Annotated in this window: 19 protein-coding genes; all 19 read right to left on the reverse strand. The window is 53.6% G+C overall.

Annotation, left to right across the window (positions count from 1 at the left end):
- Positions 1-15: 15 nt before the first annotated feature.
- Positions 16-1,077, reverse strand: a complete 1,062-nt coding sequence (locus QMX93_RS03330) for an acyltransferase (protein WP_212543740.1) — start codon at positions 1,075-1,077, stop codon at positions 16-18.
- Positions 1,067-2,038 carry a glycosyltransferase family 2 protein gene (locus QMX93_RS03335; protein ID WP_282352660.1) on the reverse strand — a complete coding sequence of 324 codons (972 nt, stop codon included), beginning with the start codon at positions 2,036-2,038 and terminating at the stop codon, positions 1,067-1,069. Before QMX93_RS03335 ends, QMX93_RS03330 begins: the two co-directional genes overlap by 11 nt.
- Before the next feature lies 1 nt (position 2,039).
- The gene (locus tag QMX93_RS03340; protein ID WP_282352662.1) at positions 2,040-2,462 is read right to left on the reverse strand and encodes a GtrA family protein; all 423 of its coding nucleotides are present in this window, start codon (positions 2,460-2,462) and stop codon (positions 2,040-2,042) included.
- Positions 2,462-3,469 (reverse strand): glycosyltransferase family 4 protein, encoded by a 1,008-nt coding sequence (locus QMX93_RS03345; protein WP_212543743.1) that lies wholly within the window; start codon positions 3,467-3,469, stop codon positions 2,462-2,464. Before QMX93_RS03345 ends, QMX93_RS03340 begins: the two co-directional genes overlap by 1 nt.
- 1 nt (position 3,470) lies before the next feature.
- Entirely contained in the window at positions 3,471-4,427 is a 957-nt protein-coding gene (locus tag QMX93_RS03350) for an NAD-dependent epimerase/dehydratase family protein (protein WP_212543744.1), read from the reverse strand.
- Entirely contained in the window at positions 4,424-5,347 is a 924-nt protein-coding gene (locus QMX93_RS03355) for a glycosyltransferase (protein ID WP_212543745.1), read from the reverse strand. Before QMX93_RS03355 ends, QMX93_RS03350 begins: the two co-directional genes overlap by 4 nt.
- Positions 5,348-5,394: 47 nt before the next feature.
- Entirely contained in the window at positions 5,395-6,285 is an 891-nt protein-coding gene (gene rfbA, locus QMX93_RS03360) for a glucose-1-phosphate thymidylyltransferase RfbA (RefSeq protein ID WP_282352669.1), read from the reverse strand.
- Positions 6,282-7,175: a dTDP-4-dehydrorhamnose reductase gene (rfbD, locus tag QMX93_RS03365; RefSeq protein WP_212543747.1), complete on the reverse strand. Its 894-nt coding sequence runs from the start codon at positions 7,173-7,175 to the stop codon at positions 6,282-6,284. The genes rfbA and rfbD overlap by 4 nt, the downstream gene beginning before the upstream one ends.
- Positions 7,172-8,248, reverse strand: a complete 1,077-nt coding sequence (rfbB, locus tag QMX93_RS03370; RefSeq protein ID WP_282352671.1) for a dTDP-glucose 4,6-dehydratase — start codon at positions 8,246-8,248, stop codon at positions 7,172-7,174. Before rfbB ends, rfbD begins: the two co-directional genes overlap by 4 nt.
- A gap of 227 nt (positions 8,249-8,475) precedes the next feature.
- Positions 8,476-8,715 (reverse strand): lipopolysaccharide assembly protein LapA domain-containing protein, encoded by a 240-nt coding sequence (locus tag QMX93_RS03375; RefSeq protein WP_212543749.1) that lies wholly within the window; start codon positions 8,713-8,715, stop codon positions 8,476-8,478.
- 30 nt (positions 8,716-8,745) lie between these two features.
- Positions 8,746-9,042 (reverse strand): integration host factor subunit beta, encoded by a 297-nt coding sequence (gene ihfB / locus QMX93_RS03380; RefSeq protein WP_003189779.1) that lies wholly within the window; start codon positions 9,040-9,042, stop codon positions 8,746-8,748.
- Positions 9,043-9,172: 130 nt separating this feature from the next.
- Positions 9,173-9,466, reverse strand: coding sequence for a hypothetical protein (locus QMX93_RS03385; protein WP_282352676.1), 294 nt, complete (start codon positions 9,464-9,466; stop codon positions 9,173-9,175).
- 197 nt (positions 9,467-9,663) lie between these two features.
- Positions 9,664-11,346 carry a 30S ribosomal protein S1 gene (rpsA, locus tag QMX93_RS03390; RefSeq protein ID WP_053122458.1) on the reverse strand — a complete coding sequence of 561 codons (1,683 nt, stop codon included), beginning with the start codon at positions 11,344-11,346 and terminating at the stop codon, positions 9,664-9,666.
- A gap of 119 nt (positions 11,347-11,465) precedes the next feature.
- On the reverse strand, positions 11,466-12,155 hold the full coding sequence (gene cmk, locus QMX93_RS03395) for a (d)CMP kinase (protein ID WP_053122460.1): 690 nt from the start codon (positions 12,153-12,155) through the stop codon (positions 11,466-11,468).
- Complete coding sequence (locus tag QMX93_RS03400) at positions 12,152-14,359, reverse strand: bifunctional prephenate dehydrogenase/3-phosphoshikimate 1-carboxyvinyltransferase (RefSeq protein WP_246541539.1); 2,208 nt, start codon at positions 14,357-14,359, stop codon at positions 12,152-12,154. Before QMX93_RS03400 ends, cmk begins: the two co-directional genes overlap by 4 nt.
- Positions 14,360-14,387: 28 nt before the next feature.
- Entirely contained in the window at positions 14,388-15,500 is a 1,113-nt protein-coding gene (gene hisC, locus QMX93_RS03405) for a histidinol-phosphate transaminase (protein WP_282352686.1), read from the reverse strand.
- A 13-nt stretch (positions 15,501-15,513) separates the two neighbouring features.
- Positions 15,514-16,608, reverse strand: a complete 1,095-nt coding sequence (gene pheA / locus QMX93_RS03410) for a prephenate dehydratase (RefSeq protein WP_007908404.1) — start codon at positions 16,606-16,608, stop codon at positions 15,514-15,516.
- Positions 16,608-17,693 carry a 3-phosphoserine/phosphohydroxythreonine transaminase gene (gene serC / locus QMX93_RS03415; protein WP_053122464.1) on the reverse strand — a complete coding sequence of 362 codons (1,086 nt, stop codon included), beginning with the start codon at positions 17,691-17,693 and terminating at the stop codon, positions 16,608-16,610. Before serC ends, pheA begins: the two co-directional genes overlap by 1 nt.
- 229 nt (positions 17,694-17,922) lie before the next feature.
- A complete protein-coding gene (gene gyrA / locus QMX93_RS03420) occupies positions 17,923-20,697 on the reverse strand; it encodes a DNA gyrase subunit A (RefSeq protein ID WP_053122466.1) in 2,775 nt (924 codons plus the stop codon).
- Positions 20,698-20,889: the final 192 nt, after the last annotated feature.

The raw sequence follows: 20,889 nt of genomic DNA on the forward strand, positions 1-20,889 counted from the left end.
CTCCCCAAAAAGATTCTAAACTTCAGTAGTCAAGGCAGGTTTAGAAAAGGATGGTTTAAAGTACTTACGGCAGTTGATCGAAGGTTTTTCCACCAGGTGCCAAGACGCAAAAGCAAAGGAGAACGCCAGCAAACTGCTTAGTATGGTCAACGAAAAATTGGTAGATTCAGGTAACCACATGACCACAAGTTGCTGGCATATCCAACCGTATAGGTAAACACCATAAGAGTAGTCTCCAAACTTGTTAAACCATCCAAAGCCTGGCGCAAAAGCCAAATAGAATACCAAATAAGGTATTAGTATTGTGTAAGCAACACCGAAAGAGGGGGTACCGTGTTGTGACGCCGCGAAGAACATCAGCAGCAGCAAAACGCCCGGGCCGATATAAATGACGTCTTTATTGATAAGGCAAAAACTACCTATCAGAAACATCAAGGCAACATGCTGGTGATTTTCATAGAGGAACAGAAACTTCCAGAACTCGGGATTTAAGTAACCAGCGATAATACTAAAAAAGAACAGAAAATTGAAAACTGAACGTTTTTTCAGAACACCCAAAACCGCCAGCGCCAGTACGATAATGTACAGTCGAACTTCTACCACGAGAGACCATAAAGAACCGTTTATGGCTTTGTCATGTAGATTTTCAAACACCCCCGGCAAAAAATATGCAGTATTAAAAGCACTGATATTCACAAAAAAATATTCCCACACCTGTTGGGAATGCAAATAATCGGGAGCTTTCGTCAGACTCAAACCTAAAATGAAAACTGTGAAAAACACGCACATTATCAAGCCAGGGTAAATTCGAAGAATCCTTGAAGCACAGTAATAAATTAATCCATTTTTACTCAACGCACTTTGGGTGATCAAATAGCCACTGATTACAAAAAAGACATCAACGGCGACGCCTCCGATAAACTTATAACCCACCCATTGTAAAAATATATCGGCAGGGCCTTTGCCAGTAACCGCTGAGGCATGACCATAAATTACGGCAAGAGCAGCAATCAACCTCATTAAATTCAAATTGTTAGTTTTGTTCTTAAACAGTTCCCCGAGCGTATCATTTTTCATCGCCAACCTCGTTCGCCGTTGAAGCAATACGGGAAATCTTATGCTCTGCTATGAGGTACAGCGGTCTTGCTTTGGTTTCACCAAACACCCTACCGATATACTCGCCAAGGACGCCAATAAAAAACAATTGGATACCACCTATAAATAGCACTGTCACCATCAATGTTGGGTACCCTCGGACCACATCGCCCAGGAATAACGTCTTCAAGATAATAAAAATACCGAATAGAAAAGCGGTCAAAGCGACGATAAAACCGAGATAGCTCGCTATTTTCAATGGTGCAATTGTGAAGGATGTGATGCCTTCCAATGCAAAATTCCACAATTTCCAATAGTTAAACTTGGTAACACCGGCTGCTCGCGAATCTCTGCGATACTCTACCGCTACCGAAGGAAAGCCCACCCAAGCAAACAGGCCTTTCATGAAGCGGTGATGCTCCCTCAGTGAGATCAAGGCATCAACTACACGCCGGCTCATGAGGCGGCAATCACCTGTATCCTGCGGAATATTCACCCTGGATATCTTCAGCATTAACTTATAGAAAATTGAAGCCGTAAATTTTTTTAACCAAGATTCACCGTCGCAATGAGTGCGTTTGGCATAAGCTACGTCAAAACCTTCTTCCCACTTATCAACAAACGCTAGCAACAACTCTGGCTGGTCTTGCAAGTCCGCGTCAAATATAGCGACTGCGTCTCCTTTCGCCACATCCAGACCGGCGCTCATAGCGGCTTCTTTACCAAAATTTCTTGATAAATTGACCGTACTGACACGATCATCTCGATTCGCCAACTGATTCATTAAAAATTGTGTTTTATCAGTGCTTCCGTCATTAACAAAAATCATCTCACAATTATAGTTTGACAACTGTTCAAAGACTTCACTCATGCGACTATGAAAAAGCTCGATTACTTCTTCTTCGTTATAAGCGGGCACCACAACAGATATTAATTTTTTCATGTCACACCGATTTAAAAACCCAGTAGCGAGAGGAACAAAAGTTCCAAATCAAAACGATCGCCGTAGCGATTCCTTGTGCAATCCATTTATTCCAGTTCATAAAATCAGCCAGCAAGCCGACAATCACAGTATTCATAAGCCAGCCAAAACACACCATGATGTAAAATCTGGCCGCTGCTCCCGTATGAGACTGAGTGCTGTTAAACGTGTAGTAATAGTTAACAAAGTAACTAACGATGGAGCCGGCCATGTACCCTATTCCGGATGCCGTAGCAGCAAGCAGTCCTAAAAATTCGACTCCACACCACAGTATGAAATACTGAAGCAAGGTCGCGAGCCCACCTGTCAGCAAAAATTTAATTAGAGTGTTATCCATAATTTGGCGCCATGCACCATCAAGTTTTCGATTAGTATTACTTCCCATCAGGCCGGCCTCCCACCTTTAAATTTCCAAACCAAGATACATATAGGGATATACGCAATCATTAAACCTACTATCCCACTCAGCATCTTCAATCCAACCATCAGAGACAAAGGCAGGAGCCATACAATATTTATACTGATAACACCAAGAGTCACGAGTTTATGGCTGGCGAAGTATCGCGCAGCGTGCTGATAAGCGTGATTACTGTGAGCAACGTGTACTTTTTCGCCGTTTACAAGTCGGACGATGAGCGTCCATGTTGCATCAACGATGAACGCACCAAGCAATATAAGGCCACTCCAAAATAATTCTGGAGACAACCAAGCACCGTACAAAATAATGACTGCTAATGAAACACCCAGAAAACCACTGCCTGCATCACCCATAAAGATGCGCGCCGGAGAAAAGTTCCAATATAAAAAACCCAGAACGGATGCCGCCAACAGAAGAGCCAACCAAATTTGATCTGAATAACCGCTACACCAATAAACAAGCGCCAACCCTAAACAAGTAGTAATGGCTTCAATGCTTGCCAGTCCGTCAATACCATCCATGAAGTTATAAAGATTAAGTAACCACACCAGATAAAACATTCCTAACAATGTCCCCATCACTCCTAGATCAACTGGAGCATCATAGATAGTCAGTGGTGCGAACCCGTTCATCCAATATAACGCCCAAGAGGCGGCGGAAAAATGCCCTAGCAAGCGCCAGCGAGCAGGGATATGTCCGTGATCATCAGCGAATCCTATTACCGCCACCGCAATACCCGCACCCCACAACCCATAAAGTGCGTTCAGACTTAAAACATTCAGTAGAGAAAGACACGGTAGAGCCAAGTTGAAGGCAACTACAATAGCAACGCCTCCGCCCCTCGGGGTCGGAGTCGTGTGAGAACTGCGCTCATTGGGTACATCGATCATTTTTTTGGCTAATGCATAGCGCATCATCAAAAATGTTAATACCCATGACCCCAGCAATACAGCCAGCAATAAAGAAAGCATCATTTTATCTTTTTTCCTGATAAAAGTGCACAGTACGCTGTATCGCCACCTCAATATTTACCGGTGGACTCCAACCTAACAATATTCGATTCTTATTAATATCAACTTGTAATGAGTCACAAACACGATGCACTACCGCGCGTTTGCAGAGCAGCATGCCGACTGTCTTGAGCAATACACTAGGGACTGGCACCAGCCGAGACTTTTTCTTCATCGCGGACGCCAAAAGCCGCATTAATTTTGTTGTTGAAACATCGCAATCGTCGCTGACAAGGAAAGTATTGTTAGCTGCACCTGGGTGATCAATGCACGTCACAATAAAATCAGTAAGATTATAGATCGAAACAAAACTCTTTCTATTTTTTATCATTCCTAACGGCAAAGGAATATTTTTCCCAACGAATTTCAACATCGTCAGGAAATTAGCTTTTACGCCGGGACCGTAGACTAGCGGAGGCCTGATAATTACAATCTCCATGCCCGTTTCCTGTCCTATTTGTCTTAACCTCTGCTCCGCCTCATATTTGGAAATGGCATACGCATCTTCGGGGTAAGGTAAATCATCCGCCTGGAAAGCTTTGCCCGCCAATGTGCTTTCACCGTTGACTTTTATAGAACTGATAAAAATGAAACGTTTCACTCCTGCAGCTGCAGCAGTGAGTGCAAGACGAACGGTTCCCTCTACATTTACCTTGCGAAATGCTTCCATGACGTCGGTCACGTTTTCACGCATCACATGCACGCGGGCCGCCGCATGCACCACTACATCTATATGAGTAAAATCAGGCAGATCTGCAGGAGCTGTCAATTCCAGCGGCAATACTGAGCAGAGGCCACTTAATCTTGTCACACCCCGGACCGCTGCGACGGGTATATGCTTCTGGTCCACCATCAATCGAAAAACTAATGCCTCGCCGACCAGCCCTCTTGCTCCAGTCACCAATACTCTCGATGCAGTCATTTCAACTTACTCACTGAAAATGCACCGACCCAACAGATTATAAAAAATAAAATTTTATCGCGTTTCCTGCGACGACATTGCCACGCTTTAAAAGATAGACGTATTAACTGCGGACATCCCAAGCGCAAACAATCATGAGTTATTGGTGAGGCAGCACGCCCAAAAAGTTGTGATAAAATTTTGATTTGACCGAACCACCAACCGTCATTAATCATACTGTAGCGTGCCAGTAAGGGTTTCCACCCCTTATTTGCACCTACCTGATTACGTGCGTGTTGCCGGTAGTCCATAGACGGCCTTGGATCAATGTACCAGGTAAAGCCATTGCTACGAGCAAAGGCATAACAATACCAGTCATGCAGGCTGACATCTTGTATCTTGATCCAGTTCTGGCAAACCGCATGTTTCATGGAGGTGGCAAGTTCATTCGTCATGACGTATGTACAACCAGGGCCAGCCGCTTCGAACAAGTAGTCCCACGCAACCTGGGGTTGTGCTTTATCCAGTAGATGAGTTCTACCATCTGACCAGAACGCTGTTACATTACTGGAGTAAGCATCTACTTTTTTCTCGCAAATGGCTTCAATTGCCCGCGACAGTTTATCGATGTGCCATAAATCATCTTGATCAGCAAACGCAAGGAAGTCGTAAGTATCGAAATCCACATCACGAATTAACCGGAAAAAATTCCGTGAAGCACTTCCAAATTTTCCATGCTCTGGAAGAACGACTATCTCAGGATGCATTTTCGCGTAGTGTGCACACCATGACTCCGTTCCATCAGAGGACGGATCAACACTTATGTAAACGGTAACATCCACGAGCGACTGATGGAGGATAGAGGTCAGCTGCGCCTCTATCCATTCCATTCCATTGTAGGCAGCTAACAAGACTGCGACTTTTCGGGATCTAACCGACATTTTAATCCTGCAAATTGCCTACTTAGGAGCGAAAATAAACATCAATATCAGTGCGCGTTGGAATCCAACAGTCGTTTCAGATATTGTCCATAACCCGTTTTTTTCATTGATTCCGCCTGAGCTGCCAATTGTTCTGCATTAATCCATCCATTGTTATAAGCAATTTCTTCTAGGCAAGCGATTTTCAGCCCTTGTCTTTGCTCAATGGTATGCACAAAGTGGCTTGCTTCAAGTAGTGAATCGTGGGTGCCAGTATCCAGCCATGCAAAACCACGGCCGAGCATTTCAACATGGAGTGTTTTCTGGTCGAGGTAAGCACGATTCACGTCAGTAATCTCAAGCTCACCTCGCGATGAAGGCTTGATACTCTTGGCGATCTCGACAACGCTGTTGTCATAGAAGTATAGGCCGGTCACAGCGTAGTTAGACTTTGGAATGAGCGGTTTCTCTTCGATGCTCAAGGCTCGACCGGCCGAGTCAAACTCAACAACACCAAAACGTTCTGGATCAGAAACGTGATAGCCGAAAACCGTGGCACCTTGCTCTTGCGCGCTAGCCGAGCGCAAATTATCTGAAAAATGCTGACCATAGAAAATGTTGTCTCCAAGAATGAGGCAACAAGGGTCATTTCCTATGAACTCCTCTCCAAGAATGAAAGCTTGCGCAAGTCCGTCTGGGCTAGGTTGTACAGCGTACGATAGCTTTATACCGTACTGATCACCATCACCGAGAAGCTTGCGAAAACTAGGCAAGTCTTCAGGAGTTGAAATGATCAAAACTTCGCGCATCCCTGCAAGCATCAACACCGAAAGTGGATAGAAGATCATAGGTTTGTCGTAAATAGGCAACATCTGCTTAGACACACCTAGAGTCAGCGGATGAAGGCGAGTGCCCGATCCACCAGCGAGAATGATGCCTTTACGATTTGTCGTGGTCATTTGTTCAGAACTTCCCTAAGCATTCGGGTTACACCACTCTGCCAATCCGGCAAGTGTAGAGAAAAATTATTACGCAGCTTCTGAGTGTCCAACCGTGAGTTCAGCGGGCGGCGTGCTGGCGTCGGGTAGGCGGAGGTATCGATTGGGTTTATAACCGTAACAGCCAGTTCCTCACCGTTCGCCTTGGCGAAATCAATGACATGCGTAGCATACCCGTGCCAAGACACTTCGCCTGCCGCCGCCAAGTGGTACACGCCAGCCAACTCGGGCTGGTGCTGAACCTGCCGAATAGCCAATGCGGTCACATCCGCAATCAGATCCGCCCCGGTCGGAGCACCAATCTGATCGGCGATTACGCTGAGGGTCTCGCGATCTTTGGCTAGGCGCAACATCGTCTTGGCAAAATTATTGCCCCGTGAACCATAGACCCAACTCGTTCGGAAAATCAGGTACTTACATTTCGAAGCAATGATCGCCCGCTCGCCCGCCAGCTTGCTCGCACCGTAGTGATTCACAGGAGAAACTGCAGCTGTTTCCAACCATGGTGCCAGCCCTTTACCATCAAAAACGTAGTCAGTGGAGTAGTGGATCAGCCACGCCCCCAGTGCCGAAGCCTCTTCGGCCATCACTTGACTGGCCTGGCCGTTGACACGGTCAGCCAGCTCGGTTTCGGCCTCAGCTTTATCGACCGCTGTATAAGCCGCTGCATTGACTATGAAGTCAGGCTTGACCCGGCGAATAGTCGCACGCAATGCTTCCAGATCCGACAAATCTCCACTCAAGCCATTGGCCGAATGGCGATCCAGTGCGACCAGGTCGCCTAGCGGTGCAAGCGAGCGTTGCAGCTCCCAGCCCACTTGACCGCTTTTTCCCAGAAGAAGGATTTTCATGCCTTATTCGAACGATCGGCGTAATTCTGGTCGATCCACTGCTGATAGCTGCCGCTCTTTACGTGCTCAACCCACTCAGTGTTGGTCAGATACCACTCAACTGTCTTGCGAATACCGGTTTCGAAAGTTTCTTCCGGCGTCCAGCCAAGTTCACGCTCAATCTTGCTCGCGTCGATCGCGTAACGCAGGTCGTGACCCGGGCGATCCTGAACGTAAGTAATCAAGCTTGCATGCGGGCGGTTAGCGGAATCAGGACGCAGCTCATCCAGCAGTGCACAAAGCGTGTGCACCACTTCGATGTTTTGCTTTTCGTTATGACCGCCGATGTTGTAAGTCTCACCCAGGACACCCTCGGTAACGACTTTATACAAAGCACGTGCGTGATCTTCGACATACAACCAATCGCGAATCTGATCGCCCTTCCCGTAAACCGGCAACGGCTTGCCTTCCAGTGCATTGAGAATGATCAGTGGAATCAATTTCTCAGGGAAGTGGCAAGGGCCATAGTTATTCGAGCAGTTGGTGACCAATGTCGGCAGACCGTAAGTGCGCGCCCAAGCACGAACCAAGTGGTCGGAACTCGCCTTACTCGCCGAGTACGGCGAGCTTGGTTGATATGGAGTGGTTTCAGTGAAGAGATCTTCCGGGCCTTCGAGATCACCATAAACTTCGTCAGTGGAAATATGGTGGAAGCGGAAGTTGGCCTTGCGTGCATCATCCATGGCCGCCCAGTAGTGGCGCGAAGCCTCCAGCACGGTGTAAGTGCCTATAATATTGGTCTGGATGAACTCGGACGGACCACTAATAGAACGGTCAACGTGAGATTCGGCAGCCAAATGCATGATCGCATCCGGTTGGTGCTCACGCAGCACGCGATCGATTTGTTCACGGTCGCAGATATCAACGCGTTCAAATGCATAACGCGAGCTCTGACTCACGTCAGCCAAGGACTCAAGATTACCGGCATAAGTCAATTTGTCGACGTTAACGACCGAGTCGAGAGTATTGGAGATGATGTGACGGATGACTGCCGAGCCGATAAAACCGGCGCCGCCGGTAACTAGAATTTTCACGCGAAACCATACCCTTGAGTTGCTGACAGTGTCACCAACGAGCACCGTCCAATCCATGAATGCAAAAAAACCACCGAACATCAGGCCTCTGGCAGAGCCTATCTGAAACGATGTGGGAATTTGCCACTACCGAACAAGGGCTGCATTTTACAGCTTAATGAACGATTTACTAATGGATATAGACAAACAGCGATGCAAAACACTGAGCGCCTCTCACGGAATGCTTCTTACACGAGACGTTTGCGCGCTGACCTGGACGAGCGCCCCAAAAACCAACCGAGTACCGGGCCAATTAACATTCCCGCAAGAAGCGCTACAACCACAACGAGCGATACTGGAAGTTGAGGCCCAGACCACCCAAAAAACAACAGCGCTACCGATTGTTGGTTTTCAAGAATGAATGCCAGGATAATCAGCGCCAGCATCAGAATAAACACACCAAGCAACATGCGCTTGAGATTACGCATTAGCGCCTCCTCGGACTTCTTTCGCGAAGATCAAACCCCCTCCTCCTCTTCCTCATTCACCCGATCACGCAATTCCTTGCCTGGCTTGAAATGCGGAACGAATTTTCCGTCCAGACTCACAGACTGGCCGGTTTTAGGATTGCGACCAACGCGCGGCGCGCGGTAGTGCAAGGAGAAGCTGCCAAAACCGCGGATCTCGATTCGATCACCGGTGGCCAGACATTGAGACATTTGTTCAAGCATGGTCTTGATGGCCAGTTCTACATCCTTGGATGAGAGCAGCCCTTGATGGGTGACAATTCGTTCGATCAACTCCGACTTCGTCATATTTTTCCCTTCTTTTTCAAGCAGCTAGATCAGCGCTTGAAAGGTTTTAGCACGCCCGGAAGATTTTGAACAGCCCAAGGATTGACATATCTTCCTGCGCATTGAAACGCCCGTTTTCAGGGCACAAGCTCTATAAACGGCCACCCTTTCGACACATCACCAACATCGTGCGCGTCAGGTAGCCCGCAGGATTGAAGCCAAAAGGATACTGATCATCATCCTTGGCATCATCGGATCTGGTAATGACCTTGTAGCCTGCGCCTTTGCATTCTTTTGTGGCGCGCTTTTGACACTTCTCCCAACTCGAACCCAATCCCGAGCAATCGACCTCGATGCCGCTGACGCCGCGCACCACATGCGTCTTGGCGCTCGTGGCGCAGCCCGCCAACATCAGCACACCGACCAACACGATAAACTTGTTCATTCACTTCCTTATGCCAGGCAATCTGCCCGACTACTGCGATCTTCAGCCTAAGCCTAGTCGCGAATAGACGATTGATCCGAATAAAGAAACAGACAATTGAGTAACAAGATTGGTTTCACGCGAGAGGTGCCTCTCCACCAAATCGCAGGCACAAAAAAGGGCGACCGAAGTCGCCCTTTTTAATGATCAAGCAGAACTTAGTTCTGTTTGGCCATTGCCTGGCGCAGCAGTGCCGCCATGGTGGTGTCGCCAGTAGGAGCTTCTTCAGCCTTCAGGCTTTGGATAGCTTCTTTCTCTTCAGCATCGTCTTTCGACTTGATGGAGAGCTGGATTACGCGGCTCTTGCGATCAACGCTGATGATCTTGGCTTCTACTTCCTGGCCTTCTTTCAGAACGTTGCGCGCGTCTTCAACGCGGTCACGGCTGATTTCGGAGGCTTTCAGAGTCGCTTCGATATCGTCGGCCAGAACGATGATGGCGCCTTTGGCGTCAACTTCTTTCACAGTGCCTTTAACGATCGCGCCTTTGTCGTTCTCTTGAACGTACTCGGAGAACGGATCGCTTTCCAGTTGCTTGATACCCAGGGAGATGCGCTCGCGCTCTGGGTCAACCGACAGGATAACGGTGTCCAGCTCGTCGCCCTTCTTGAAACGACGAACAGCTTCTTCGCCAACTTCGTTCCAGGAGATGTCGGACAGGTGAACCAGACCGTCGATGCCGCCATCCAGACCAATGAAGATACCGAAATCGGTGATCGACTTGATGGTGCCGGAGATTTTATCGCCCTTGTTGAACTGGCCAGAGAAATCTTCCCATGGGTTAGATTTGCACTGCTTGATGCCCAGGGAGATACGACGACGCTCTTCGTCGATGTCCAGAACCATAACTTCCACTTCGTCGCCGACTTGTACGACTTTCGAAGGGTGGATGTTCTTGTTGGTCCAGTCCATTTCCGAAACGTGTACCAGACCTTCAACGCCTTCTTCCAGCTCAGCGAAGCAGCCGTAGTCGGTCAGGTTGGTTACACGAGCGGTAACGCGAGTGCTTTCTGGGTAACGGGCTTTGATAGCAACCCATGGATCTTCGCCCAGTTGCTTCAGGCCCAGGGAAACACGGTTGCGTTCGCGATCGTATTTCAGAACCTTAACGTCGATTTCGTCACCAACGTTGACGATCTCGGAAGGATGCTTGATGCGCTTCCAGGCCATGTCGGTGATGTGCAGCAGGCCGTCCACGCCACCCAGATCGACGAATGCGCCGTAATCGGTGAGGTTTTTGACGATACCTTTGACTTGCTGGCCTTCCTGCAAGGATTCCAGCAGAGCTTCACGCTCGGCGGAGTTCTCGGCTTCCAGGACGCTGCGACGGGAAACGACAACGTTGTTGCGCTTCTGGTCCAGCTTGATGACCTTGAATTCCAGCTCTTTGCCTTCCAGGTGCGTGGTGTCGCGCACTGGACGGACGTCAACCAGGGAACCTGGCAGGAACGCACGGATGCCGTTAACGTCGACAGTGAAGCCGCCTTTAACCTTACCGTTGATAACGCCCTTGACCACTTCCTCAGCTGCGAAGGCTGCTTCCAGAACGATCCAGCACTCAGCGCGCTTGGCTTTTTCACGGGACAGCTTGGTTTCACCGAAACCGTCTTCAACCGAGTCCAGAGCAACGTGAACTTCGTCACCGACATTGATAGTCAGATCGCCAGCGTCGTTGTAGAACTGCTCAAGCGGGATGAGTGCTTCAGACTTCAGGCCAGCGTGAACGGTTACCCAGCGAGCTTGGTAATCGATATCAACGATAACACCGGTGATGATGGAGCCTGCCTGAAGGTTCAGGGTTTTTAGGCTTTCTTCAAAGAGTTCCGCAAAGCTTTCGCTCATTTTAATTCCTGTAAATGAGGGCGAAGGATACGCCCATCTCCACACCCCAGACGGTGTGGGTTAGTTTCATATAGAAGAAGCGCCGCAGGACTATGACTGGTCCCCTGTGGCCTTCTTGGTCACCCGGCGATATCGCGAATGGCGATCTCGCTCATGATGCGTTCAAGCACCTGATCGATGGACAACTCCGTGGAATCCAGCTGTATGGCGTCAGCCGCCGGCTTAAGCGGGGCTACCGCTCGCTGGGTGTCACGCTCGTCGCGCGCACGGATCTCATCTAGCAGACTCGACAGACTAACACCCTCGACTTTGCCCTTCAACTGCAAATATCGACGGCGCGCTCTCTCCTCGGCACTGGCGGTCAGGAAAATCTTCAGCGGTGCGCCTGGAAAAACCACAGTGCCCATGTCGCGACCATCCGCGACAAGGCCCGGCGCTTCCTGGAAAGCCCGCTGGCGCTGCAGCAGCGCCTCGCGTACGGCCGGCAATGCAGCCACTTGAGAAGCACCAGAACCGACGCTTTCAGTGCGGATGACATCGCTGACTTCATCACCTTCCAGAATGATGCGCTGCAACTGACCGTCGGTCGCCGCAATAAACTGAACATCCAGATGAGCGGCGAGTTTCTTCAGCAGCTCTTCATTGGTCAGATCAACACCATGGTTGTGCGCAGCAAATGCCAGCAAACGGTACAGCGCACCGGAATCCAGCAGGTTCCAGCCCAGACGCTTGGCCAGAATCCCGGCTACAGTGCCTTTGCCCGAGCCGCTTGGCCCATCAATGGTGATGACCGGTGCAATGTTGTTCACGACTGAGCCTCTTGTGCCACACGAATACCGACCTGCCCGCACAATGCGAGGAAGTTCGGGAACGATGTCGCGACGTTGGCGCAATCATGGATGCGGATCGGTGCAGTGGCGCGCAGCGAGGCCACACTGAAAGCCATGGCAATACGGTGATCGCCGTGACCATGCACTTCGCCGCCGCCGATCTGGCCGCCGTCGATGATGATGCCGTCCGGAGTCGGTTCGCACTTGACGCCCAGCGCCAGCAAACCGTCCGCCATGACCTGAATGCGATCCGATTCCTTGACCCGCAACTCTTCAGCGCCGGTCAGTACGGTGCGCCCTTCGGCACAGGCCGCAGCGACGAACAGCACCGGGAATTCGTCGATCGCCAGTGGAACCAGCGCTTCCGGAATCTCGATGCCTTTGAGTTTAGCTGCCCGCACGCGCAGGTCAGCGACAGGCTCACCGCCAACTTCACGCTGGTTCTCCAGAGTGATGTCCGCGCCCATCAGACGCAGGATGTCGATAACGCCAGTACGGGTCGGGTTGATGCCGACGTGCTCAAGCACCAGCTCCGAACCTTCAGCAATCGAGGCCGCCACAAGGAAGAACGCCGACGACGAGATGTCGCCCGGGACTTCAATGTGTGTCGCCGTCAGTTTGCCGCCGGATTCAACCGAAGCCGTAGCGCCTTCAACGCTGACCGGGTAGCCAAAGCCGCGCAGCATGCGCTCGGTGTGGTCGCGAGTCGGAGCGGGCTCGGTCACAGTGGTTTTGCCTTCAGCGTACAGACCGGCGAGCAGCAGGCAGGATTTCACCTGAGCACTGGCCATCGGCATGGTGTAGGTCAAGCCTTTGAGCTTGTGACCGCCACGAATAGTCATCGGTGGACGACCTTCAGCAGCAGTTTCAATCACGGCGCCCATTTCACGCAGTGGATTGGCCACGCGATTCATCGGACGCTTGGACAGCGAGGCATCGCCAGTCAAAGTACTGTCGAAGTTCTGCGCAGCCAACAGGCCGGAGAGCAGACGCATCGAAGTACCGGAGTTGCCCAGATAGATCGGGCCCGGCGCCGGTTTCAGACCGTGCAGGCCGACACCGTGAATGGTCACGCGGCCGTGGTGCGGGCCTTCGATGACCACGCCCATGTCGCGGAACGCCTGCAAGGTCGCCAGAGCGTCTTCGCCCTCAAGGAAGCCTTCGACTTCGGTGACGCCTTCGGCCAGCGAACCGAGCATGATCGAACGGTGGGAAATGGATTTGTCGCCCGGTACGCGAATCCGACCGGACAGGCGGCCACCAGGTTGAGCCAGGAAGATCAGATCGTTGGAATTCATAGCGTCCACATAGGCCCTGCGGGCCAGGATTTTACTGAAATGCTCGCGGGCAACCCGGGCGCGCGTGAAGACGCCCAACAATTGGTGCCCATCCCCTGCATCGACCGCGTCGCGCAAGGCGTCGAGGTCGCTGCGAAATGTATCGAGTGTGCGCAGAACAGCCTCGCGGTTAGCGAGGAAGATGTCGTGCCACATCACCGGGTCGCTTCCGGCGATTCTTGTGAAATCGCGAAAACCACCGGCAGCGTAACGGAAGATCTCAAGGTTTTCATTGCGCTTGGCCAACGAATCGACCAGACCGAAGGCCAACAGGTGTGGCAGATGACTGGTCGCGGCCAGCACTTCATCGTGACGCTCGACCTGCATGTGCTCGACGTCGGCACCCAATTCGCGCCACAGACGATCAACCACAGCCAATGCGGCCGGATCGGTTTGCTCGAGCGGCGTGAGAATCACTTTGTGACGACGGAACAGTTCGGCATTGGAGGCTTCCACCCCGCTCTGCTCGGAACCGGCGATCGGATGGCCCGGCACGAAACGCGGCGGCATCGCGCCAAACGCTTCGGTTGCCGCGCGCACCACATTGCCTTTGGCGCTGCCGACATCAGTCAGAATCGCCTGCCCGAGATCCATGCTCGCCAGACGCGCGAGCACTTTTTCCATGGCCAGAATCGGCACCGCCAGTTGAATCACGTCAGCGCCTTGGCATGCAGCCGCCAAGTCATCTTCACAACGATCGACCACACCCAACTCAACCGCGAGCTTGCGCGATTGCGGATCGAGATCGACCCCGACCACTTCACGGCATACGCCGCTTTCACGCAAGCCTTTGGCAAACGAACCACCGATCAACCCCAGACCGACCACCACAAGGCGACCGATCATAGGTGCAGCAGATTGCATTGCAGTGACATCACCCACGAGCCAGAACCTTGCGCAGCGCTTCGAGGAAGCGGCTGTTTTCCGCTGGCAGACCGATGGTCACCCGCAGGTGATTCGGCATGCCGTAGTTGGCCACCGGACGCACGATCACACCTTCGCGCAGCAAATCCTGGAATACCGGGGCTGCAACTTGTGCGAGATCGACGCAGATGAAATTGCCCTTGGATTCGATCCAGTTCAGGCCCAGCTCACGGAAACCGGCTTGCAGCTGCTGCATGCCCGATTCGTTGAGCTGACGGCTTTGCGCCAGATATTCTTCGTCTTTCAGCGCTGCGCAGGCTGCTGCCAAGGCGAGGCTGTTGACGTTGAACGGCTGGCGAACACGGTTGAGCACATCGGCGACAACCGGGGTCGACAGACCGTAACCAACGCGCAATGCCGCCAGACCATAAGCCTTGGAGAAGGTGCGCGACACCAGCAGATTCGGGTACGCGGCGAGGAAATCCAGACCGTCCGGCAGATCGCTGCCTTCGGCGTATTCGATGTAAGCCTCGTCCAGCACCACCAGCACATGCTCCGGAACATCCTGCAGGAACTCGTCCAGCGCTTCAGCGCCGAACCAGGTGCCGGTCGGGTTGTTCGGGTTAGCAATGAAAACCACGCGAGTGTTGGCGTCGATGGCCGCGAGCATTGCAGGCAGGTCATGCCCCCAGTCCTTCGCCGGCACCACTTTGGCCTGAGCGCCGACCGCTTGAGTGGCGATCGGGTACACCGCAAACGCGTGCTCACTGAACACTGCATTAAGGCCCGGCGCCAGATAGGCGCGCGCGACCAGCTCAAGAATGTCGTTGGAACCGTTGCCCAAGGTGACCTGGTTCAGCTCGACACGGCATTGCTCGGCCAGCAGGGATTTCAGCGCGAAACCGTTGCCATCCGGATAACGGGTCAGCTCGGCCAGCTCTTCGCGGATCGCCGCCAAGGCTTTCGGACTGGCGCCCAGCGGGTTTTCGTTGCTCGCCAGTTTGACGATTTTCGCCGGATCCAGATCCAGCTCGCGCGCCAGTTCGTCCACAGGCTTGCCCGGAACGTACGGCGAAAGTTGTTGCACGCCCGGCTGTGCCAGAGCGAGGAAGTTGCCACTCATTTGCTACCGCCCCTTAGAGAACTGCTTTCGGGTAGGAACCCAGCACTTTGAGTGCTACTGCTTCCTGACTGATCTTTTCCAGCACACCTTTGATCAACGGATCGCGGTGGTGGCCGACGAAGTCGATGAAGAACACGTAGGTCCATTTACCGCTGCGCGATGGACGGGTTTCGATGCGGGTCAGGTCGATCCCGTTGTCGTGGAACGGCACCAGCAGCTCGTGGAGCGCGCCGGGCTTGTTGCTCATCGACACGATGATCGAAGTCTTGTCGTCGCCGGTCGGCGGCACTTCCTGGTTACCAATCATCAGGAAGCGCGTCGAGTTGTCCGGACGGTCTTCGATCTTCTCGGCCAGACGGGTCAGGCCATACAGACCGGCCGCCATGTCACCGGCAATCGCCGCCGAATTCCACTCACCTTTAACCCGCTTGGCGGCTTCAGCGTTGCTCGACACCGCGACGCGCTCGACATTCGGGTAGTGCGCGTCCAGCCACTTGCGGCACTGCGCCAGCGACTGCGCGTGGGAATAGATGCGGCTGATGCTGTCGGTCTTGGTGTTTTCACCGACCAACAGGTGATGGTGAATGCGCAGTTCGACTTCGCCACAGATGACCATGTCGTGTTCGAGAAAGCTGTCCAGCGTGTGATTAACCGCGCCTTCGGTGGAGTTTTCCACCGGCACCACGCCAAAATTCACCGCACCGGCGGCGACTTCACGGAACACTTCGTCGATAGCTGCCATCGGCTTGCTGATGACGGCGTGGCCGAAGTGTTTCATGGCTGCCGCTTGGGTGAAGGTGCCTTCAGGGCCGAGGTAAGCCACTTTCAGCGGCTGCTCGAGCGCCAGGCACGACGACATGATTTCGCGGAACAACCGCGCCATTTCTTCGTTGCCCAGCGGCCCCTGATTGCGCTCCATCACCCGCTTGAGCACCTGAGCTTCACGCTCAGGACGATAGAACACCGGCACTTCGCCTTCGGCCAGCGAGGCCATCTTTACTCGCGCGACTTCCTGGGCGCAACGCGCACGCTCACTGATCAGCTCCATGACTTTGGTGTCCAGAGCGTCAATGCGAACGCGCAGTGCCTTGAGTTCTTGCTCGGACATCAGCCGTGTTCCTTCTCGAATTCAGCCATGTACGCCACCAGCGCGTTGACCGCGGTGATGTCGACGGCGTTATAGATGGAGGCGCGCATACCGCCCACAGAGCGGTGCCCCTTCAGGTTAAGCAGACCGCGCGCTTCGGCACCAACCAGGAACGGCTTGTCCAGACGATCATCGGCCAGACGGAATGGCACGTTCATCCACGAGCGATCCGATTTGTTGATCGGGTTGCTGTAGAGGCCGCTGGCGTCGATGAAGTCGTACAGCGTGCGCTGTTTGACGTCGTTGAGTTTGGCGATCGCGTCAACGCCGCCCTGCTCTTTCAGCCACTGGAACACCAGACCGGACAGGTACCAGGCCAGGGTCGGCGGGGTGTTGTACATCGAGCCGTTATCCGCCGCGACTTTGTAGTCGAGCATGGTCGGGCACAGTGCGCGCGCCTTGCCGAGCAGGTCTTCGCGGATGATGTTGACGACGATGCCGCTCGGGCCGATGTTTTTCTGCGCGCCGGCGTAGATCATGCCGAAACGCGAGATATCGACCGGGCGCGACAGAATGTCGGAAGACATGTCAGCCACCAGCGGCACGTCACCGACTTCCGGGATCCACTGGAATTCCAGACCGCCGATGGTTTCGTTCGGCGCGTAGTGAACGTAAGCGGCGTCTTTCGACAGGTTCCACTCGTTCTGGCCCGGGATGGCGAAATAGTCGTAAGGCTTGGCGGTGGCGGCGACGTTGACGTGGCCGTAGCGCGAGGCTTCTTCGATGGCTTTCTGCGACCAGATACCGGTGTCGATATAGTCGGCAGAACCGCCTTCAGGCAACAGGTTCAGTGGAATCTGCGCGAATTGCTGGCTGGCGCCACCTTGCAGAAACAGCACTTTGTAGTTCGACGGGATATTCAGCAGGTCACGCAGATCCTGCTCGGCCTGGGTGGCAATGGACACGAACTCATCGCTGCGATGGCTCATTTCCATGACCGACAGACCCTTGCCGTGCCAATCAAGGAGTTCACCCTGGGCGCGCTGCAGGACAGCTTCAGGAAGCGCCGCAGGACCGGCGCAGAAGTTATAGGCTCGCTTGCTCACATCCAATCTCGCTCTGATTTGGTGGTCACTTAAATCTTTTGGTCTGCGGATGATCGTTCCCACGCTCTGCGTGGGGATGCATCCAATGACGCTCTGCGTCATGGGACGCGGAGCGTCCCGAGCGGCATTCCCACGCAGGGCGTGGGAACGATCCCGTACAGTGTTGCAAATTTTCAAACAGGACAAATAACAAGGGGGCGAATTCTCATCCGCCCCCTTGCTTGTCCGCTTATTCTTGCGGTTCTTCGTCTGCTGCGGCGTCGAGTTGCTGGTCTTCACCGGCATCGTCGTTTACGACAGTGCCTTCGAATTCCTCGCCCTCTTCCCCTTCAAGCTCTTCGCCTTCGACTTCCGAAGGTTCCTGAACCCGCTCCAGACCGACCAGGGTTTCATCCTTGGCCAGTTTGATCAGCGTCACACCTTGGGTGTTACGGCCCAGGCTCGACACTTCGTCGACACGGGTACGCACCAGGGTGCCCTGATCGGAGATCAGCATGATCTCTTCACCGTCCTGCACCTGAACCGCACCGACCAGACGGCCGTTACGCTCGTTGCTGACCATGGCGATAACGCCCTGACCGCCACGCTTGTATTCAGGGAACTCGGTGATCGCCGTACGCTTGCCGTAGCCGCGCGCCGAAGCAGTGAGAATTTCGCTGCCTTCTTCCGGAATCAGCATGGAGATCAGCTTCTGCCCTTCTGGCAGACGCATGCCACGCACACCGCGGGCGGTACGGCCCATGGCGCGAACTTCGGATTCCTTGAAGCGCGTAACTTTGCCGCCGTCGGAGAACAGCATGATTTCCTGCTCGCCGTCGGTGACAGCCGCGGAGATCAGGATGTCGCCTTCGTCCAGTTCCAGCGCGATCAGACCAACGCTGCGCTGACGGCTGAAGGCCACCAGCGGCGTCTTCTTGACCGTACCGTTGGCGGTCGACATAAAGATGAACGGCGCTTTTTTACGATCAGCAGCCTTGATACGGGCACGACGTTCTTCGTCGGTCTCGTTGCTGTTTTCGATTTCCTCTACATCAACCTCAACGCCTTCAGCCTCTTCTTCTTCAGCCTGACGCTTCATGGCTTCGAGATCGACCGGCAACATGGTGGTGATGTATTCGCCTTCGCTCAATGGCAGAAGGTTGACCAGCGGACGACCACGGGCAGCGCGGGACGCTTCCGGAATCTCGTAGGTCTTGAGCCAGTACACTTTGCCTTTGCTGGAGAACAGCAGCAGCGTGGTGTGGCTGTTGGCAACCAGCAGGTGAGCGATGTAGTCCTCATCCTTGACGCCGGTCGCCGATTTGCCTTTGCCGCCACGACGCTGAGCCTGGTACGCAGCCAATGGCTGGGTCTTGGCATAGCCACCGTGGGAGATGGTCACAACGCGCTCTTCTTCCGGGATCATGTCACCCAGGGTCAGATCGAGACGGGCATCAAGAATTTCGGTGCGGCGCACGTCGCCGTATTCGGCACGAATCACTTCCAGCTCTTCGCGGATCACTTCCATCAGGCGCACAGCGCTGTTGAGGATGCGGATCAGCTCGCCGATCTGGTTGAGGATCTCTTGATACTCGGCCAGCAGTTTTTCGTGTTCCAGACCAGTCAGACGGTGCAGACGCAGTTCCAGAATGGCTTGCGCCTGTTCTGGCGACAGGAAGTATTTGCCTTCACGCAGACCGTATTGCGGATCGAGGTTTTCCGGACGGCACGAATCGGCACCGGCACGTTCAACCATCGCGACCACGGCCGAGGATTCCCACGGCGTGCTGATCAGCGCTTCTTTAGCTTCCGACGGGGTCGGCGAGGCTTTGATCAGGGCGATAACCGGGTCGATGTTCGACAGGGCAACGGCCTGACCTTCGAGGATGTGACCACGCTCGCGCGCTTTGCGCAGTTCGAACACGGTACGACGGGTAACCACTTCGCGACGGTGACGGACGAAGGCTTCCAGCAGATCCTTGAGATTCAGGATGCGTGGGCGGCCGTCGATCAGCGCAACGATGTTGATGCCGAATACCGATTGCAGCTGGGTCTGGGCGTAGAGGTTGTTGAGGATCACCTCAGGCACTTCGCCGCGACGCAGTTCGATCACGACGCGCATACCGTCCTTGTCGGACTCGTCGCGCAGTTCGGTGATGCCTTCCAGCTTCTTCTCTTTAACCAGCTCGGCGATCTTCTCGATCAGACGCGCCTTGTTCAACTGGTAAGGGAGTTCGGTGATAACGATCTGCTGACGGCCACCGACTTTGTCGATGTCTTCAATGATCGAGCGAGCGCGCATGTAAATACGCCCGCGACCGGTGCGGTAGGCTTCGATGATACCGGCGCGACCGTTGATGATCGCGGCAGTCGGGAAGTCCGGACCGGGGATGTATTGCATCAGTTCATCGACGGTCAGCTCAGGGTTGTCGATGAGCGCCAGGCAACCGTCGATGACCTCACCGAGGTTGTGCGGCGGGATGTTGGTCGCCATGCCCACGGCGATACCGCTGGAGCCGTTGACCAGCAGGTTGGGGATACGGGTCGGCATGACCGCCGGGATCATTTCGGTGCCGTCGTAGTTCGGCACCCAGTCCACGGTTTCTTTGTGCAGGTCAGCCAGCAGCTCGTGCGCCAGCTTGGTCATGCGCACTTCGGTGTATCGCATCGCCGCAGCGTTGTCGCCGTCGACCGAACCGAAGTTGCCCTGACCGTCTACCAGCAGGTAGCGCAGGGAGAAAGGCTGGGCCATACGAACGATGGTGTCGTACACCGCGGTATCACCGTGCGGGTGATACTTACCGATCACGTCGCCGACAACACGGGCAGATTTCTTGTACGGCTTGTTGTAGTCGTTACCCAGCTCGCTCATCGCGAACAGTACGCGACGGTGCACGGGCTTGAGGCCATCGCGCGCATCCGGCAGTGCACGGCCGACGATTACGCTCATCGCGTAGTCGAGGTAGGACTGCTTCAGCTCGTCTTCGATATTGACCGGGAGGATTTCTTTGGCCAGTTCGCCCATGAGAAGCCTGATTCCTTTTTCTGGTGAAACTTCGTCATATCCATATGGGACCAACGAAGCTCGTCGGGGCCGGCCGAGTGCCATGCGCCGACTTACGACAAATCAACATTGGAGCGTGGATTTGCGCAGTAAAGACAGCTTCGTGAAGCTGCCTCGGAAAACGCCGGATGTTATCACAAAGGCCGCCACGCA

The sequence above is a fragment of the Pseudomonas sp. PS01303 genome (genome assembly GCF_029959385.1).
In the GTDB taxonomy this organism is placed as follows: Bacteria; Pseudomonadota; Gammaproteobacteria; order Pseudomonadales; family Pseudomonadaceae; genus Aquipseudomonas; species Aquipseudomonas rustica.

Excerpts from the sequence above, each read along its gene's own strand:
- QMX93_RS03330 (WP_212543740.1), bottom strand. The coding sequence starts at position 1,077 with ATGAAAAATGATACGCTCGGGGAACTGTTTAAGAACAAAACTAACAAT.
- QMX93_RS03335 (WP_282352660.1), bottom strand. The coding sequence starts at position 2,038 with ATGAAAAAATTAATATCTGTTGTGGTGCCCGCTTATAACGAAGAAGAA.
- QMX93_RS03340 (WP_282352662.1), bottom strand. The coding sequence starts at position 2,462 with ATGGGAAGTAATACTAATCGAAAACTTGATGGTGCATGGCGCCAAATT.
- QMX93_RS03345 (WP_212543743.1), bottom strand. The coding sequence starts at position 3,469 with ATGATGCTTTCTTTATTGCTGGCTGTATTGCTGGGGTCATGGGTATTA.
- QMX93_RS03350 (WP_212543744.1), bottom strand. The coding sequence starts at position 4,427 with ATGACTGCATCGAGAGTATTGGTGACTGGAGCAAGAGGGCTGGTCGGC.
- QMX93_RS03355 (WP_212543745.1), bottom strand. The coding sequence starts at position 5,347 with ATGTCGGTTAGATCCCGAAAAGTCGCAGTCTTGTTAGCTGCCTACAAT.
- rfbA (WP_282352669.1), bottom strand. The coding sequence starts at position 6,285 with ATGACCACGACAAATCGTAAAGGCATCATTCTCGCTGGTGGATCGGGC.
- rfbD (WP_212543747.1), bottom strand. The coding sequence starts at position 7,175 with ATGAAAATCCTTCTTCTGGGAAAAAGCGGTCAAGTGGGCTGGGAGCTG.
- QMX93_RS03375 (WP_212543749.1), bottom strand. The coding sequence starts at position 8,715 with ATGCGTAATCTCAAGCGCATGTTGCTTGGTGTGTTTATTCTGATGCTG.
- ihfB (WP_003189779.1), bottom strand. The coding sequence starts at position 9,042 with ATGACGAAGTCGGAGTTGATCGAACGAATTGTCACCCATCAAGGGCTG.
- QMX93_RS03385 (WP_282352676.1), bottom strand. The coding sequence starts at position 9,466 with ATGAACAAGTTTATCGTGTTGGTCGGTGTGCTGATGTTGGCGGGCTGC.
- rpsA (WP_053122458.1), bottom strand. The coding sequence starts at position 11,346 with ATGAGCGAAAGCTTTGCGGAACTCTTTGAAGAAAGCCTAAAAACCCTG.
- QMX93_RS03400 (WP_246541539.1), bottom strand. The coding sequence starts at position 14,359 with ATGATCGGTCGCCTTGTGGTGGTCGGTCTGGGGTTGATCGGTGGTTCG.
- hisC (WP_282352686.1), bottom strand. The coding sequence starts at position 15,500 with ATGAGTGGCAACTTCCTCGCTCTGGCACAGCCGGGCGTGCAACAACTT.
- pheA (WP_007908404.1), bottom strand. The coding sequence starts at position 16,608 with ATGTCCGAGCAAGAACTCAAGGCACTGCGCGTTCGCATTGACGCTCTG.
- gyrA (WP_053122466.1), bottom strand. The coding sequence starts at position 20,697 with ATGGGCGAACTGGCCAAAGAAATCCTCCCGGTCAATATCGAAGACGAG.